General features: G+C 45.6%; 18 protein-coding genes. 9 read left to right on the top strand and 9 right to left on the bottom strand.

Features of this window, described 5'->3' with window-relative positions:
- The first annotated feature begins 15 nt into the window (after positions 1-15).
- Entirely contained in the window at positions 16-981 is a 966-nt protein-coding gene (locus L1D31_RS06195) for a LysR family transcriptional regulator (RefSeq protein WP_239836174.1), read from the top strand.
- Between the two features lie 63 nt (positions 982-1044).
- On the opposite strand, the gene L1D31_RS06190 is transcribed toward L1D31_RS06195, so the two are convergent.
- Positions 1045-1245, bottom strand: a complete 201-nt coding sequence (locus L1D31_RS06190) for a chromosome segregation ATPase (protein ID WP_006960686.1) — start codon at positions 1243-1245, stop codon at positions 1045-1047.
- An 81-nt stretch (positions 1246-1326) separates the two neighbouring features.
- Positions 1327-3243, bottom strand: coding sequence for a methyl-accepting chemotaxis protein (locus L1D31_RS06185; protein ID WP_239836173.1), 1917 nt, complete (start codon positions 3241-3243; stop codon positions 1327-1329).
- A 356-nt stretch (positions 3244-3599) separates the two neighbouring features.
- Here L1D31_RS06185 and L1D31_RS06180 point away from each other — a divergent pair, with 356 nt between their 5' ends.
- The 8 genes from L1D31_RS06180 (at position 3600) to L1D31_RS06145 (ending at position 11217) form a co-directional block, all read left to right on the top strand.
- Positions 3600-4556, top strand: a complete 957-nt coding sequence (locus tag L1D31_RS06180) for a MoxR family ATPase (protein WP_239836172.1) — start codon at positions 3600-3602, stop codon at positions 4554-4556.
- A gap of 9 nt (positions 4557-4565) precedes the next feature.
- Positions 4566-5492 (top strand): DUF58 domain-containing protein, encoded by a 927-nt coding sequence (locus tag L1D31_RS06175; RefSeq protein ID WP_239836171.1) that lies wholly within the window; start codon positions 4566-4568, stop codon positions 5490-5492.
- Positions 5489-5962, top strand: a complete 474-nt coding sequence (locus L1D31_RS06170) for a DUF4381 domain-containing protein (protein ID WP_239836170.1) — start codon at positions 5489-5491, stop codon at positions 5960-5962. The genes L1D31_RS06175 and L1D31_RS06170 overlap by 4 nt, the downstream gene beginning before the upstream one ends.
- On the top strand, positions 5955-6923 hold the full coding sequence (locus L1D31_RS06165; protein ID WP_239836169.1) for a VWA domain-containing protein: 969 nt from the start codon (positions 5955-5957) through the stop codon (positions 6921-6923). Before L1D31_RS06170 ends, L1D31_RS06165 begins: the two co-directional genes overlap by 8 nt.
- The gene (locus L1D31_RS06160) at positions 6916-8793 is read left to right on the top strand and encodes a VWA domain-containing protein (RefSeq protein ID WP_239836168.1); all 1878 of its coding nucleotides are present in this window, start codon (positions 6916-6918) and stop codon (positions 8791-8793) included. Before L1D31_RS06165 ends, L1D31_RS06160 begins: the two co-directional genes overlap by 8 nt.
- 2 nt (positions 8794-8795) lie before the next feature.
- Positions 8796-10433, top strand: coding sequence for a BatD family protein (locus L1D31_RS06155; RefSeq protein WP_239836167.1), 1638 nt, complete (start codon positions 8796-8798; stop codon positions 10431-10433).
- A 57-nt stretch (positions 10434-10490) separates the two neighbouring features.
- Complete coding sequence (locus L1D31_RS06150) at positions 10491-10658, top strand: hypothetical protein (RefSeq protein WP_239836166.1); 168 nt, start codon at positions 10491-10493, stop codon at positions 10656-10658.
- Positions 10659-10725: 67 nt separating this feature from the next.
- A complete protein-coding gene (locus L1D31_RS06145; protein WP_239836165.1) occupies positions 10726-11217 on the top strand; it encodes a L,D-transpeptidase family protein in 492 nt (163 codons plus the stop codon).
- Positions 11218-11220: 3 nt separating this feature from the next.
- Here L1D31_RS06145 and yddG read toward each other — a convergent pair whose 3' ends face one another.
- The 7 genes from yddG to L1D31_RS06110 all read right to left on the bottom strand — a co-directional run bounded on the left by yddG (position 11221) and on the right by L1D31_RS06110 (position 16407).
- Positions 11221-12138, bottom strand: a complete 918-nt coding sequence (yddG, locus tag L1D31_RS06140) for an aromatic amino acid DMT transporter YddG (RefSeq protein WP_345772825.1) — start codon at positions 12136-12138, stop codon at positions 11221-11223.
- A gap of 41 nt (positions 12139-12179) precedes the next feature.
- Positions 12180-12740, bottom strand: a complete 561-nt coding sequence (locus tag L1D31_RS06135) for a sugar O-acetyltransferase (RefSeq protein WP_239836164.1) — start codon at positions 12738-12740, stop codon at positions 12180-12182.
- 144 nt (positions 12741-12884) lie between these two features.
- A complete protein-coding gene (locus L1D31_RS06130) occupies positions 12885-13283 on the bottom strand; it encodes an OsmC family protein (RefSeq protein ID WP_239836163.1) in 399 nt (132 codons plus the stop codon).
- 11 nt (positions 13284-13294) lie between these two features.
- Positions 13295-14272, bottom strand: a complete 978-nt coding sequence (locus L1D31_RS06125) for a Gfo/Idh/MocA family oxidoreductase (RefSeq protein WP_239836162.1) — start codon at positions 14270-14272, stop codon at positions 13295-13297.
- A gap of 72 nt (positions 14273-14344) precedes the next feature.
- Complete coding sequence (locus L1D31_RS06120; RefSeq protein WP_239836161.1) at positions 14345-14959, bottom strand: LysE family translocator; 615 nt, start codon at positions 14957-14959, stop codon at positions 14345-14347.
- Between the two features lie 88 nt (positions 14960-15047).
- Positions 15048-15971 carry a LysR family transcriptional regulator gene (locus L1D31_RS06115; protein WP_239836160.1) on the bottom strand — a complete coding sequence of 308 codons (924 nt, stop codon included), beginning with the start codon at positions 15969-15971 and terminating at the stop codon, positions 15048-15050.
- On the bottom strand, positions 15961-16407 hold the full coding sequence (locus L1D31_RS06110; protein WP_239836159.1) for an Lrp/AsnC family transcriptional regulator: 447 nt from the start codon (positions 16405-16407) through the stop codon (positions 15961-15963). The genes L1D31_RS06115 and L1D31_RS06110 overlap by 11 nt, the downstream gene beginning before the upstream one ends.
- Position 16408: the final 1 nt, after the last annotated feature.

Genomic DNA, 16408 nt, shown 5'->3' with positions numbered 1-16408 from the left:
AAAAGGGAAAGTTATATGGCAAAAAATCGCAATCCATCTTCCGATATCGGAAAAGGGGAATTCAACAAAATCCACTGGGATGATGCACGAGTCTTCTTAGCCATAGCTAGAGCAGGGACATTAAGTGGTGCCTCCAAAGCATTAGGTGTCGGCATAGCAACGGCAACCCGTCGTATTGAGCGCTTAGAAAGTGCACTCAATTTAAGGCTGTTTGTAAGAGATCAGCTGGGTTATAAACTCACTGACGAAGGGTTAACGCTTATTCCTCAAGCAGAAGCTCTAGAACAAGCCGGATATGCGTTTGGCTCTGCCGCACAAGGCCATGATGATGGGGTTTCAGGACACGTTCGTATAGCCACAGCCCAAGGGCTTGCCGACCACTTGATCATTCCGGCCCTACCAAATCTACTACGCAAGCATGCCGAGCTCAGCGTAGAAGTTGTGACCAGTATTTCAACCGTTAATTTGCACCGAAGGGATGCAGATCTAGCCATACGTATGGTGAGACCAGATAGAGGAAATGTGACTATCCGACGTTTAGGGAAGCTGGGCTTTGGCCTTTACGGCTCTGAGAGTTATATCAATCGCAGAACAGATTCAGCGCAGACCCATCCCTATGACAACGATGACTTCATCGGCTGGGCAGAAACTCAACACCACCTCCCCGCAGCTCAGTGGATACAGAAAACACTCAGAGGAAGAAATTGCAAGATCTCCACAACCAATTTATCCGCACAGTTCAGTGCCGCTCATGCAGGCCTTGGGCTCGCAGTACTCCCGCATTTCATGGCCCAGCAGCAAGGACTCGTCTGCATTCAACACGAAGTAGACTGCAATCAGCCTATCTGGTTGGCTATACACTCAGATTTAGCGCACTCAAGACGAATAAGAGTAGTCGCTGAATTCTTGAGCGAGTTAGTTTCTGAGAATCGTCAGCAATTAGAGTTTGGGGATGAAAATAGGCGACCGAAAAATAAATGATTATCGGTTGTAGATAAAAACAAAAGCCGCTTAAAGCGGCTTTTGTTAGAGCGAATTCTAATACTAATGCACTGGCTTATCGGTTTTCGAATAAAACTTACCGAAGTACTGCTCTAGGATCTCAGGTGTTAGCTCACCAGCTTCTTCGAGTTTTTTTAGCTCTGCGGCGATAGCTTTTTGCTCTTCAAGTGATGGAAGCGCTACTTCAGGCTCATCACTCATTTCCTGAGACATTTGCTCTAGCTCTTTTTCAAAATCACTCATGCTATTTACTTACCTAATCAATATAAAAACTGGGGCTAAGTTTACCTACTTAGCCCCAGTTATTCTAGCTTACGGACAGTTTTATAGCTTAAAGCTACCTACCATACGATCTAGACGTTCCGACAGCTCTTTTAGATCAGAGCTGGCGGCCGCCAGTTCCTCGGCTGTACTGGTTGTCACTTCATTAATGGCGTTAATTTCTTCGATATTTTGGTTGATAGTATGCACAACCGTTGATTGCTCTTCCGTCGCCGTTGCCACCTGAGTGTTACGGTCAGAAATGTCGTGGATGCGTTCGGAAATGTTCACCAACACTTCTACCGCTTCATCTGACGATGACACACCTTCATGCGTTACAGACTTACCAGCTTCCATCGCCGTTACAGCATCTTTTGCATCACTTTGAAGCTGGTTGATCATTTTCTGGATCTCTTCCGTCGAATCAGCCGTTCGACTGGCCAAGTTTCTTACTTCATCTGCGACCACAGCGAAACCACGTCCCTGTTCACCCGCACGTGCAGCCTCAATTGCTGCGTTCAATGCAAGTAAGTTGGTTTGCTCGGAGATATCACGGATAACATCCAGAATAGAGCCAATTTCTTGCGTTGTAGATGCCAGTTGCTCAACCACTTGACCTGTGTTTTCTATGTCCATCGCCAAACGACTGATCGCGTCCTTAGCTTTGTTGACGACGCTCTGGCCGACCTGAGTGTTGTCTGAAGCTTGGTTCGCGGTTTCCGCTGCGGTGGCCGCATTCGAAGCAATTTCGCTGATCGTCGCGCCCATCTCGTTAATCGCGGTCACCACTTGAATGGTTTGGTCACGCTGAATCTGACTATTGTCATGAGTCGTGTTAGCTTTGTGAGACACACTGTCAGCGGCCGTTTGCAACGCACCACTGGTTGACGCTACTTCTTTCATTGACTCGTGTATTTTCTCAATAAAGCCGTTAAAACCTTCAGAAAGCTGGCCAATCTCATCGCTACTCTGAACTTCGATACGTTGTGAAAGGTCGCCATCGCCTCGGCCAAGGTCGGTAAAGCGAGCAGCAATCGACTTAATAGGGCGTGTGATGCTATTAGCTAAGAATAGACCCATGAAGATAAACAGAGCAGCAACCACAATCGTCGTAAAGGTCATTTGCTTGGCAACATGGTTAAGGTCAGCAAACACTTCATCAACCGGGGCTACACCAATAACAAACCAATCCATAGAAGGAATATACAGGCTTGAAACAAACACCTGTTCACCTTCATAGTTCGCTTCTATCAAATTAAAACCCGATTTATTCAGAAGTTGAGAGGCTTCCCCACCATAGAGCTGTGATAACGTCGAACGTGCTTTGTCTTTCTGACGGTGAATTTGAACTTGACCTTGTGCATCGGTCAGAAATACAAAGCCGGTGTCTTCGATTTGAAAGCCATTCAACAACCTAACCATATCATCCATTGATTTAGACAGGCCAGACATACTTAGCCCATTAACAAACTGGAAGTTGGCGAACATTTTCACTTCACCCGTCGACTCTTGGAACATGCTTACCATGGTCGGCTGACCAGATTGGGTAAAGCCAAAGAACCAGCCATCTTGTTGTTGGTTCAACTGGCGCAAAAAGCCATTTTGGTTCCAATAGTAAGCCGTTTCACGGTTCGCAACAGAAGCATCATTCAAACTGTATTGGTTACGAACGTTGTTAAGCTCTTTAACCAGCTTAGCTTCAACCTGAGGGTCAATATTGGTCGTGCTAATCGCATCTTTAATAAATTCATTATTTGCTATCTGCTCTGCTGCTCGCAGTAGCTGAGTCACATCGTAGTCAATTTGTCCCTTGATCTGGTCTAGCATGGAAGGCAGTTCAATATCTACCAGCCTATGCTCCAGAACTTCGCGTGCCTGACGCTGTGCCATGACTCCAACAATAATTGTTGAAGCGAGAACAGCAAAGGTAATACCCGCAACAACCTTTTGCTTAATACTGATCGCGTTTAGTTTCATCATTCGAGTTGCCTTTTAGCGCTTTGTCATTATGAAAATTCATCATCACCACTGATTTACTAGCTCCAGAAAGGGGCGAGCCAAGCTAAATTGTGACGCATCTTTTTATATCGGATGTAAATTACATTTCTTTACTGAATAAGTCATCAATTTAACCCTGATTTGCAAACCAATTTTTCGATATTGAACACTTGCATGAGGAACGAAAATCCCCATATTGTAAACAACTGAAATAATAGCACTTATGTTGTACTGCTGCGTTGAGTAGTAAATAAGCAGCCGAACGACAATAAAGTCAAAATGGATGAACTTTTTCATAGCTCAAACCACTAAGTGAAAAAGTGAGGAGATAGACACTGATGAACTCTCAGTCATTGCACCACCTACAGCAATATTTAGAAGGTCAGGTTATTGGCCAACAAGAACTCGTCAAGCAGCTTTTAGTTGCTTTACTGGCCGACGGACATATTTTGGTTGAAGGCCCTCCGGGGTTGGCCAAAACACGAGCTGTGAAATCATTGGCTGACTGTATTGAAGGCGATTTCCACCGCATTCAGTTCACTCCTGACCTGCTGCCTGCAGACTTAACTGGCACCGATATTTTTCGTCCAGAAACAGGCGAATTCACTTTCCAACCAGGGCCAATTTTTAACTCATTGATTCTGGCCGATGAAATCAACCGTGCTCCTGCTAAAGTGCAAGCAGCAATGCTTGAAGCGATGGCAGAAAAGCAAATTACCGCCGGTCGACAAACCTACCCATTACCCGATTTGTTTTTGGTCATGGCAACACAGAACCCCATTGAGCAGGAAGGTACCTACCCACTGCCTGAAGCTCAGTTGGATCGCTTTCTACTGCATCTCAGTGTTGACTACCCAAATGCGGAAAGTGAACTGGAAATTTTGCGTCTTAACCGCGGCGAAGCCAAAGGGGTAGAAAAAGTCACACCACCAGTTCTCTCTCAACAAGATATATTTTCTGCTCGTCAGGAAGTGTTGAACATTCATATGGCCGAAGGGGTTGAGAATTATATTATTCGTCTTGTCATGGCGACGCGTCAGCCCGCTCAATACGATGATACATTGAGTAGTTGGATAGAAATGGGAGTAAGTCCACGTGCCACAATCGCTTTGGATCGCTGTGCTCGAGCACACGCTTGGCTGTCTGGTCGCGATTATGTTTCTCCAGAAGATGTACAAGCCATGGCCTTCCCCGTTCTCAGACACCGCATTCTGCTTAGTTATCAGGCGCAAGCCGAAGGCATCTGTGCTAATCAGGTAGTAAACCGTCTTCTGTCTCTGGTGGGCAGCGCGTAAGGGTTACAGATGGATAAACAATTATCCCCATACTCTGACGGTGTAAACCTGTGTCTTGATGAACTGCTTTACTATAAGCAACAAGCGATAAAGTGGTTACCTCCTGCTAAGAGTTTGTGGTCTCAAACGCTGGGACAGCATCAGAGTAAGCAACTAGGGCGTGGTATGGACTTTGCTGAAGTCCGCCAATATCAAGCTGGAGATGATGTTCGCAGCATCGATTGGCGTGTAACCGCTCGAACCGGCAAACCTCATACCAAACTTTTCACTGAAGAACGAGAAAAGCCCATCATAGTGTACGTGGATTTCAGTGCCAGCATGATGTTTGGTTCTCAGCTGATGTTTAAATCGGTCTTAGCCGCACACATAGCAAGCCTGATTGCTTGGCTATCTGTCGCGCAGCGCGATCGCATCGGTGCAATTATCGATACTGGCGATCAGCTGACCGAATTAAAGCCGACTAGCCGTAATCAAGGACCGTTAGCATTCATTCAGCATATGGTGAAGCTTCATCAGGACAAACTGCGTTCTGCACCCACGCCAGCATCACCTGATATGATGAACGGGTTACAAGCTCTTAATCGACTTTGTCCCAAAGGCAGTGAAGTTGTTATTATCAGTGACTTCCTGCGCTTTTCAGAGTCCAACCAGTCATTACTCACTAGGTTGCGTTCCCACAACCGAGTTAGGCTGGTGCATATTTCCGATCCTTTGGAAGCCGGTATCACCAATTATCGTGGCGTCGAGCAAGTTTCCGACAAACGTCAAACTTTGTGGATGGACTTTTCTTCACGAAAAGCGCGCGATCAGATCAAGTCGGTTTTTGAACAAAAACAGCAAGATCTGAAAGACTTATCTATTAAACACGGCTTGAGTTTTACCCGTCTCTCCACCCAAGAGTCACTACTACAACAATTATCTGGACGTACTCAATGAGCACCAATAATAAGGATTCATTACTCCCACTCAACCCTATGCATTTACCGGAAGTACCTTCGTGGTTTCCATTAGCATGGGGCTGGTGGGCCACCGCAGGAGCAATGGTGTTCGGCGCATTGGTCATTTGGTTCGTCTATCGCTGGAACAAAAAGCGCTTGGCCCCCAAGAAAACCGCGTTGAAACTCATTCAAGCAGGTGAAAAGCCTGCGGAAGCCATTGAATTACTTCGTCAAGCTGCCCTGTGCTACTACCCAAGAGAAGAAGTTGCACAGCTTACAGGTAAAGAGTGGTACGCCTTTCTTGATACTCAGGTTAAATCCCCTGTATTTCTAGACAATTACGAACTCTGGCAAGAAGCTTTGTATTCGAAAGAGCCTATCGGAAACGCAGCCGAATTGGTGACACATTGCTCACGATGGGTAGACGAAGCACTTCCGCCAAAAAGAAGGAGAGCCAAAGTTGGCTAACATCGAATTTGTATGGTGGTGGGCATTTTTGCTGCTGCCGCTACCCATACTGATTTATTTTTTACTGCCGCCAGTTAAGCAGTCATCTCCTGTTTATATGCCTTACCTGCCTGACTCTGCGGCAGGTAGCGCACCAAGGAATTTATTGGCTAAAATTCTGGCTGGTCTGATTTGGGTTTGTCTGGTTACCGCAGTCGCAAGACCGGTTTGGTATGGCGACCCGGTCACGACACAACCGAAGCACAGAGACATGATGCTGGTTGTCGACTTGTCTTACTCGATGAGTAAAGAAGACATGCAATTTAACGGTGACTATATCGACCGTTTAAGTGCAGTAAAACAGGTCTTATCGGACTTTATTGCCAAACGTCAGGGAGACCGACTCGGCCTAGTGCTGTTTGCCGATCACGCTTATCTGCAAACACCATTAACGCTTGATAGGAATACTGTTGCCGAGCAACTCAATCAAACAGTGCTGAGATTGATTGGTACCAAAACCGCCATAGGTGAAGGTATAGGACTGGCGACGAAGACCTTTGTCGATAGTGATGCTCCACAGCGTGTCATGATTTTACTCAGTGACGGCAGCAATACTGCTGGTGTACTTGACCCGATAGAAGCCGCCAAAATTGCTAAAAAGTACAATGCGACCATATACACAGTCGGTGTTGGTGCGGGTGAGATGATGGTCAAAGAGTTTTTCATGACGCGCAAAGTCAATACGGCACAGGATCTGGATGAGAAGTCACTGATGGAAATTGCCAAGCTGACAGGAGGACAATACTTCCGTGCCCGTGACAGTAAAGAACTGGCGACCATCTATGACACCATAAATAGCCTAGAGCCTGTGAGTCAAGCGACTCAAACTTGGCGACCACAGCAAGAGTGGTTCGGGTTTCCGCTGGCAATATCACTAGTAGGCTTCTTTGCCCTTATCATCATTAGGAGGAATCATGTCTGATTTTCGCTTCCTCTACCCAGAGTGGTTATGGGTGCTTATTCCACTCTTAGGGATGGTTTTCTGGCTCTCGAAACGTAGTCGTAGCCAAACATTGATCGCACCTCATTTAGCAAAAGCAATGGGCATTAAGCATCAATCAGCACGAACCGCGATAACCAGTATCATCGCTTTCAGTGGCTTTATTGCTATTATCGCCCTTTCCGGGCCGAGCTTCACCAGTTCTGAACGACCGAGCTTTAGCAATGACAATGCGCGAGTGCTTATCATGGATATGTCGATGTCAATGTACGCCACCGACATCAAACCGAATCGGCTCACTCAAGCTAAGTACAAAGCCACTGATCTACTCAAGAAATGGAGTGAAGGGACGACCGCCCTGCTCGCATACTCTGGCGATGCATATACCGTGAGCCCGATGACTTCTGATACGCGGACTATTCAAAACCTGATACCAAATCTCTCACCTGAGTTGATGCCCTACCCCGGTGCCGATGCAGTTAAAGCGGTTAAGTTGGCCATCGAGATGATGAAAAATAGCGGGTTATCCCGCGGTGACATCGTCCTTTTCAGCGATGACTTAGATGATGAAGAAAGCCAAGGCATTCAGGCTGTTATTGCTAACACACAATGGCGTCTATCCATTCTTGGGATCGGAACTCGATCTGGTGCACCAATCCGGCTCAGTGACGGCACCCTACTCAAAGATGCAGGGCAAACCGTCGTTGCGAAATCGAACTTCAGAAATATGAATCGCCTTTCCAACTCTGTTGGTGGCTTCTTCACGCCTATTCAACTTAATAACAGCGATATCGACGCGATTGCCAATCGCACTAGCAAAATTGAGCACACAGGAAAACTCAATCAATCACAACAAATCAGTGATCGTGTCAACAGTGGTATTTGGTTATTACCGCTTTTGATTATTCCAGCACTTTTAATGTTCCGTCGCGGCTTTTTGTTTGCTTTAGTAGCCTTAACCTACCCGCTACTCTCCCCCGAACCCGCATTGGCCTCCGCTTTTCTAAACAGTGAGCAACAAGCCAAACAACTCTACGACGCGGGGCAGTATAAAGCCGCCGTTGAGCTGTTTGAGAATAGAGAATGGCAAGGTATTGCGCACTATCAAGCGGGCAATTTCCCTGCCGCCATTGAAGCCCTTAAAGAGTCTCAAACACTCCACGGAAAATACAATCTTGCTAACGCCTACGCTCAAAACCGAGAGTTGGAGCAAGCTATTGAGCTTTACGAGGACGTGCTTAAACAAGATCCTAATAATGAAGATGCCAAAAAAAACTTGGAGATAGTCAGACAGCAACAGCAACAGCAACAGCAACAGCAACAGCAACAGCAACAGCAACAGCAACAGCAACAGCAACAGCAACAGCAACAGCAACAGCAACAGCAACAAAAGTCTGAACAGGATTCGTCATCAGAGCAAGAGCGCTCCTCTCAATCTGAACAAAACTCTGGTTCAGACAAACAGCCCTCTGACAAGCAACCAGAGTCTCAGCAGTCTCAGCAGTCTCAGCAGTCTCAGCAGTCTCAGCAGTCTCAGCAGTCTCAGCAGTCTCAGCAAAATGAGAGTGAAAGCAAGCAGCCAAATCAACAAGCTTCCCACTCCCAAGCTGAGCAAAAAGAGTCATCGCAAAGCACTTCAAAAGCAGAGCAAGTGCCTCAGCAGGAGAACCAAATTTCAGAACAACCACAAGGTGAAGCACAACAGGAGCAAAACCTAGAACAGATAGATCCTGCGCTTCGCAAGCTAGAACAAGTTGAGAGTGCACGCGATCCTAGCCGTTTACTCAAAGCTCAGATGATGTTGCAAGCTCAGCAAAAACAACCACCGCAGAATACAGGTAAGAAGTGGTAACTATGAACCGACAAATAATAAAACTGATTAGCTTACTGGCGCTGGCTTTTACTTTTGTTAGCCCAGCGGCATTGGCAGCCAATGTTTGGGCTACCGTTAGCAAAAATAAAGTCGTTAAAAATGAAGTATTTCAGCTTCGCGTTGTGGTTGACGAAAAAGTCTCTTCCGATGCTATAGATTTCAGTGCACTGGAAAAGGATTTCTATGCGGGAAGGCCTAGCTTTGGCTCTTCAATTAACATCGTCAATGGTGATCGCAGCACACGCAGCGAGTGGAACTTAACACTCGCTGCTCAAACCCTAGGGGTTGCCAAGATCCCCGCATTTACTATCAATGGCGCCAGTTCAAAACCCATTGCTATTCAAGTCGCAACTGATAATGATGAACCTCAAATCTCTGATCTCGTTGAGCTGCAAAGCTCACTCGATAAAACAACGCTTTACCCAAATGAAAGCGCCTCACTACGAACTCGCCTGATCATTAAAGCGGATCCAAGGCGCCTGCAGAGCCCTAACGTTATTCCTCCTCGCGTTGAAGGGCTAACATTAGCTCAGATCGGTGAACCGAATCAGTACCAAAGTGTACTTGATGGGGTAGAAGTAACAGTGCTTGATCAAAGCTATCGCGTTACCGCCAATCAGCCCGGTGACTACACACTGACTGGCGCTGCGTTTAAAGGTTCTGTTGTCTATGGCAATGATCGTACGGGCACCACTAAACTCATTTCCGTTGACACACCAGCTAAAACTTTTGAGATTAAAGTAGAAGATAAGCCCGAAGGCTACACCGGCGTCTGGTTGCCAACTTCCCAACTTAAATTAACTCAAACTTGGACAGCAGCCAACGGTGAGAAGATAACCTCTTCTTCAGTTCATGACACCAAAGTCGGAGATTCAATTACACGAGAAGTCACTCTTGATATTGAGGGGCTTTCTTCCGATCGCTTCCCTAATCTCAAGATCACCTACCCTCGAGGCATTCGTGTCTATGCAGAAAAACCTCAGTTCACGCAACTGAACAATGGCTTTACCCGTATGACATTGAAACAGGTGCTCATTCCCCAACAAACCGGTGATGTTGAGCTATCAGAAGTGAATCTAAATTGGTGGGATAGTCAGAATAAACAGCAGAAAGCCGCTCATCTTGATGGTTTAGCACTGAATGTTAGCCCCGGTGAGAGCTTGAATATTCCGGTTCCAGCCTCTCAATATACAGCCCCCGCAGAAGTCGAAACGATCACCGTCAACGACCCAGGGTTCTGGCCTTATTTAACTGGACTCTTTGCATGTCTTTGGATCGCCACAACCATTTTGTGGCTAAAGAAACGCACTCCGATTGAAGCGCCAAATCACCATGATGCCAAAACATCAATAAAATCAAGTGACAATTTGATCGCTGCGCTAAAGGCTGGCGATCATTTTAAAGCGCAGCACTGTGCTTCAGAATGGCTTCAGGAGGCACAAATCAGTGATAAATCTCTTCTCTTTGATATCCAAACTGAACTGGATGATATGCAAAAGTCACGTTTTTCTCAGCAAGAAACTAGCTGGAATGCATCAAAATTGCTTAAACTGATTAAAAAGGTGGACAAGATGCCTCGAATAAAAGATAAGCCGAATGAAACTTTAGCGAAGCTTTAATACATAGAGGCATTGGTCGTGTCCACGTTGGTGTACCAATGAATAACTGGAGGAATGATGTCGGCAATAGAAAAGCCAGATCCCAGTACTCATTATGTGATCCTCTATTTTGACGGCTCTCAAATGGCTTCATTTGAAGTCGATGCAAAAAGTCGTTATGAGGCGATAGAGGCGTTTAAAGATCTGGGTTTTGCGGAGTGTGATATTTTCTCTATTTCTCCCTGATGAAACAGCCTAAACTCGAAAGGTAGCTTTGCAGCTACCTTTCTGTTTTTTAAGCGAGCTGAAAGCAATGATTGAGATTGCAATTCGAGTAACCCTCATACTAAGCACAATAATTTTCGTCTGTAGTGCCAATGCATCCGTCGACTTAGTCACCGTCGACAAGTCCAAACGTCGTATGTACCTCATCGATGATGGTGAAGTGGTTAGAGAATTTCGCATTGCACTTGGCAAACACCCACGAGGGCATAAAACTCAAGAGGGTGATAACCGCACACCAGAAGGCCGTTACTTCCTAGACTTTGTCATCAACGATTCAGAGTTCTACCGTTCGATTCATATCAGCTACCCAAACCCTCAAGATATTGCATACGCAGCAAAGCTTCGGGTTAATCCTGGAGGAAATATTAAGATTCATGGCTTAAGGAATGGGGAAAAGCGCCCTGCAAATTTCGTACAGAGCTTTGACTGGACCAATGGATGCATTGCCATCACTAATGAAGAAATGGATGAGCTGCTCACTCTAGTGAAATCTGGTACACCCATTGATATACGTTGGTAATAATTAATCATTACATGCTTGAGGCTCAGCTGGCTCAGCCTTTTTCTCTCTTGTTACCCACCAGCACAGTAATGAACCGACTGTCACTAGCGCAACGCCTTGCAAAAAAGTATCGGTGAGCACAAGGCCCAGGATCACGGAAGAGATAATCGTTGAAAGAACGGGAGTAAAGTAAGACAAAGTAGCCAAAAGCACCATATTCCCGCCTATGATCGCGTAGTTCCAAAGCGCATAACCACTGCCCATTGCAATACCCGTAATGAGTAACAATCCACCAGATTCAAGATTTAAGCTCAAACCTGTTTCATTGCTGATGGCATACTTCATCCATAGAGTTACCGCCGTCATGATGAAAAACAGCGTGATCGGGTTTTGCCCTTTAGATATTCGCTTAGTCAGATTGCAATATATTGCCCACAGGAAGGCGCCAACAAAAGCCATAGTGTACGTCAGCGGGTTCGTTGCGACATTCGCAGCAATCTGAGAGAAAGAAAGTCCTTGTTCTCCGGTAATACTCCACGCGACACCAAAGAAGGCTATCGCTATAGCAGGGTAAACGAGGATATTGGTTTTCTTCGGGCTGAACATTACAGCCAACAAGACGGTCAGAGCGGGCCATAAATAGTTAATCACCAACATTTCTACAGCTTGCTGACGAGAGTTTGCCATCGCTAATGCCAGAGCCAAACAGATTTCGTAAGCGACGAATAGCCCACCCCCGAACAGCACATAAGCCATTGAATAACTTCGAATCTTAGGCAGCCCCATGACCATAACTAAAAACAGAGAAGCAACGCTATAGATTGATGCTGCACCGCCAATAGGGCCTAAAAATTCGGTGACCGTACGAGCTAACCCCATCACACTGCTCCAAAGCAGGATGGCTAGTACACCGCACAAAGTAAATTTATGTTGGCTCACGCTATTCTCTCAAATTGACAATAAAAGAGCTTAACCTAGCGTTAACTATTATTCTCTGTCAAATGTCTTATCAAAGTCGCTGGGGTGCCACCATATAGGCTGTCAGGCGGTACATCTCGTGTCACCACTGAGTTAGCCGCAATCACACTGCGTGCACCTATGGTCACACCTTGATTGATGACCACATTACCACCAATCCAAACATCATCCTCAACCGTGATTGGCAAGCAAGTCGTTTCCCAACCTCGTCGACAACGGTAATCCAAAGCATGGCCTGCAGTGTAGAATTGAGTGTTAGGGCCGATAAGCACATGATTGCCTATCTTAATCTCAGCTCCATCCAACATGGTCACGTTCATGTTAATGAATGTGTTATCCCCTATCGATATGGTTTGACCAAATTCACAGAGAAATGGTGAACGAATCATGCTTGACTCACCAACATGATTAAGCAATTGGCGGCAGATGTCTACACGCTGCCCATCGCTGGTATTGTGATTCAATTCTTGCAAGAGACGAGTGGCTTGCTCACGAATACGATTGATGCTGCCATCTGACCCATCAAACAACTGGCCAGCGATCATTTTTTCAAACTCTGTCATAACGCCTTCCCATTAATGGCTTGAATAAAAAAGATAAAGTAGCGCGAATAGAGGATTGTAAAAAGGGAAAGCTGACAGAGGATCATTTCCGTAATTGACAAAAAAGCCGAGTTGTAAACCCGGCTTTCCACGTTTTATAGTAAGCTATACTATGTCCCAACTGTGGGTCATTTCTACGCCTTCACCTAGCATCAGGCACACGGAACAATACTTTTCTAGAGAGTCTGCTGTTACTTTTGCGACAACCTCGGCATCCAAATTTTCACCAGACACCTCAAAATGAATATTTACTTTGGTGAAAATTCTAGGCGCGGTTTCACGACGCTCAGTCGACATTTTTGCCGTGCAACTTGTTACCTTTTGCGCCGCTTCTTTTAGCCCGTCAACAACATCAACTGAGCTGCAGCCACCCGCCGCCATCAGAACCATCTCCATTGGGCTTGGTGCAGTTGCACCGCCATTACCATCCATGACCACAGAGTGACCAGATTGAGAGTGACCAAGAAACTTAAATTCTTCAACCCACTTAACTTCAGCTTGCATATCTTTCTCTCTTATACGTCTGCCGGGAATATTACGCCCGTTTGTTTACGAATTTCTGTCAGCAATTTAGCCACAATCAGTGAGCGCTTCATACAGTCTTCGTTCATTTTGTTCGTTTCAAATTGCTTAGCAAAAACCAAGGCTTCGTAATACATTGGGTTCGGATCTTGTTTCACACTCAAATCCACTCCAACACTGCCTTTTGTAATCTTGGTCAGCTTTTTACCCGTAGAAATCATCTCCATCAAAAGCGCGCCCTCTTCGCCTTGAATTTCGCTTGGTAAATAGGAGTCACTGGTTTTAGAGTGCTGAAGCACGACTTCAAAGCCATCATAACCCAAAATCACACTTCCACTTCCGTCCACACCACTGTCTAGCAGCTGGGCGTGAGCTTTCACATTAAGTGGTTCACCAAATAACTCTACCGCGGCGCCTACACAATAGTAGCCAATATCCATAATTGAGCCGTTTGCAAAAGCAGGATTAAACGTATTTGGGTTTTCACCCGCCAGATACTTAGGATAACGCGATGAATACTGACAGTAAGTAATCAATGCTTTACGAATCTTACCGATGTAGCGGCTATGCTCTTTCAATAATTTAAAGTTGGGAGTATGTGGTGACATAAATGCTTCAAACAACACAACATCATTTGCTAATGCCGTCTGATACATCTGTTGCGCTAACGTCTCATTGGCGGCCAGAGGCTTTTCACAAATCACATGTTTCCCTGCTTCTAGTAGCCTTATCGCTTGTGGGGCATGCAGTGAATTCGGGCTGGCAATGTAAACCACATCAATCTCTGTTGAAGTGGCCAATTCGTCAAAATCATCGAACAGAGCTGGTGAATCATATTTCTCGGCAAACGCTTTCGCTTTTTCAATAGAACGGGAATACACGCCTGCTAAAAGATACAGATCGGTTTTTAATGCGGCCTCAATGAATTGGTCTGTGATCCAGTTTGTTCCGATAACAGCAAGTCTAATCATCCTTTCTTCTCCAATCATGACAAAAGGAGCCAAGGGCTCCTTTGTTATCTATTCTCATATGTATTGAGTATCTTACACTGTCATGACGACTCGCACCGCTAAAAAAATCAACACGGCACCTGACAAACGATCAATCAATTGTGCTCTGGAACGAATTTTGTCTAGCAAACGGGGGCTAGAGAGTAAAAAAGTAATCAGGGTGTACCACAGACCATCGACAGCAAAAGGGGTTAATACAATCAGTGCTTTGGCTGCAAAGCTATCTCCAACGGCCACAAATTGGCTGAACAACGCGATAAAAAACAAGGCAATTTTCGGACTCAAGATTGAGATAAGAAAGCCCTCTTTTGCCGACTGCCAAGCCGTTGTGTGCTCTCCTGATTCTAACTTCGCTGCCACGCCACCTTTTGAGCGCAGAGCGTTGTAGCCAAGATAAGCCAAATACGCCGCCCCCGAATAACTGATTGCTTTGAATAGCAGTGGTGACTGTTGCAGGACAACGGCAAGACCAATCAGGGTAATAAAAGCATATATACCGATTCCAAATGCATGCGCCCATGCCGTTGCCAAACCATTTCTACGACCACCAGCCAAACTATGCTTGGCCACCATCGCTAGGCTTGGTCCGGGTGACATCGCCCCTAAAATGCAGATCGTGAAAAGTGATAGCCAGATTGTGAGTGTCATTATTTTTTCCTGAAACTAGAGTAATACCATTAAATTATCGCAGCGAAATAATGATTTGAAATCAAAGTTTATTATATTAGCTATGACTTCAAATCATACTAATAGAATACCTTGAGGTGCGGATCGCATGAAGCACCCTCTCACGCATCCACTGATGGGCTTTATCTTGATCATACTTAGGGTGCCACATAAGCCAATACTGATGCGCTTCCGTGTCAAACGGTAGCGGGCGATATTCCAGATCGTGATTGGCGGATAAGTTCAACGCAATGTGTTCAGGCACTACCATTAAATAATCACTAGAAACTAGCGCATTCACGGCAGCAAAGAAGAAAGGCACTTTCAGCGCTACCCGCCTTTCATAACCTAAATTTTTCAATACCATGTCAGTGCTGGAATCTTTGTCTCCCCCTCCGGTCACTTTCAAGTGCGGATAAGCGATTAAATCTTCTACAGTCAGTGTGCGTTTAGACGATAATGGATGAGAGCGATGCATAAGGCAAACCGACTTGTCTTCCCCAAGCTTCACACTGGTTACATTAGCAGGTTTCTCTGGCTGCATGGTTGACGCTAAGTGGATACCCGTTTCGCCAAACTGCTGAAGATAATCAGGCTGCCAAAGTCGATAAGCCAAGTTGACGTTAGGGGCTTGCTCCACCATTACCGCAACAACATCTGGCACTATGTACTGAGCAACATAATCACTGGAAGACAAAACGAACTCCTGCTTCCAAGTTTTAGGATCGAATGGTTTGTCATGCAGCAGCTGTTCAAACTCGCCCAAAAGCAAATTGAGTTTTGCCTGCATTGCGAGCGCTCTTGGGGTCGGAACCAAAGCATTACCGTCACGCACCAATAACGGGTCACCACATAAGTCTCTTAATTGGGCGAGCTGGCGACTCACTGCAGATTGGGTGATGTTAAGTCGTTCTGCAGCCTTACTGACATGACATTCCTCTAGCAGTACCTGCAACGAGCGCAATAAATTGAGATTGATATGATTAAGAGACATGACGGGTATTAAAAAACTCCGTGAGTACAGTGTGGGTCATTAGGTGACGTAGCTCCGGAATCGTTTGTAATTCATCGCGAACTGCATTAAGCCTAGCCATGGTAGGCACTTCAACAAACAACATCATGTCCGTTTCCCCTGTAATGGCGTGACACCACTTCACTCCCTCGATCTTATAGATCTTCGCAGCGTACGACTCACAATAATGTGACGACGCAGACATATCGAATTTTAAGGCAATGTAGGCTTGTATCGACTCCGGCTCGTCTTGGGCAATATTGGCGTGATAACCAAGAATCACTTTCTCTTGTTCCAGTTTTTGAATTCTTGCAGTAACAGCTGAACGTGACAAATTCACTTGACGAGCAATATCACTGACCGATGCTCTGGCGTTATGTTTTAAGATATTAAGAATTTGGTTATCAAACTTATCCATA

The organism is Vibrio sp. Isolate23 (assembly GCF_022398095.1).
Classification (GTDB): Bacteria; Pseudomonadota; Gammaproteobacteria; order Enterobacterales; family Vibrionaceae; genus Vibrio; species Vibrio coralliilyticus_A.
The sequence above is the reverse complement of the archived record's forward strand: the minus strand, read 5'-3'. Positions and strand labels throughout refer to the sequence as shown.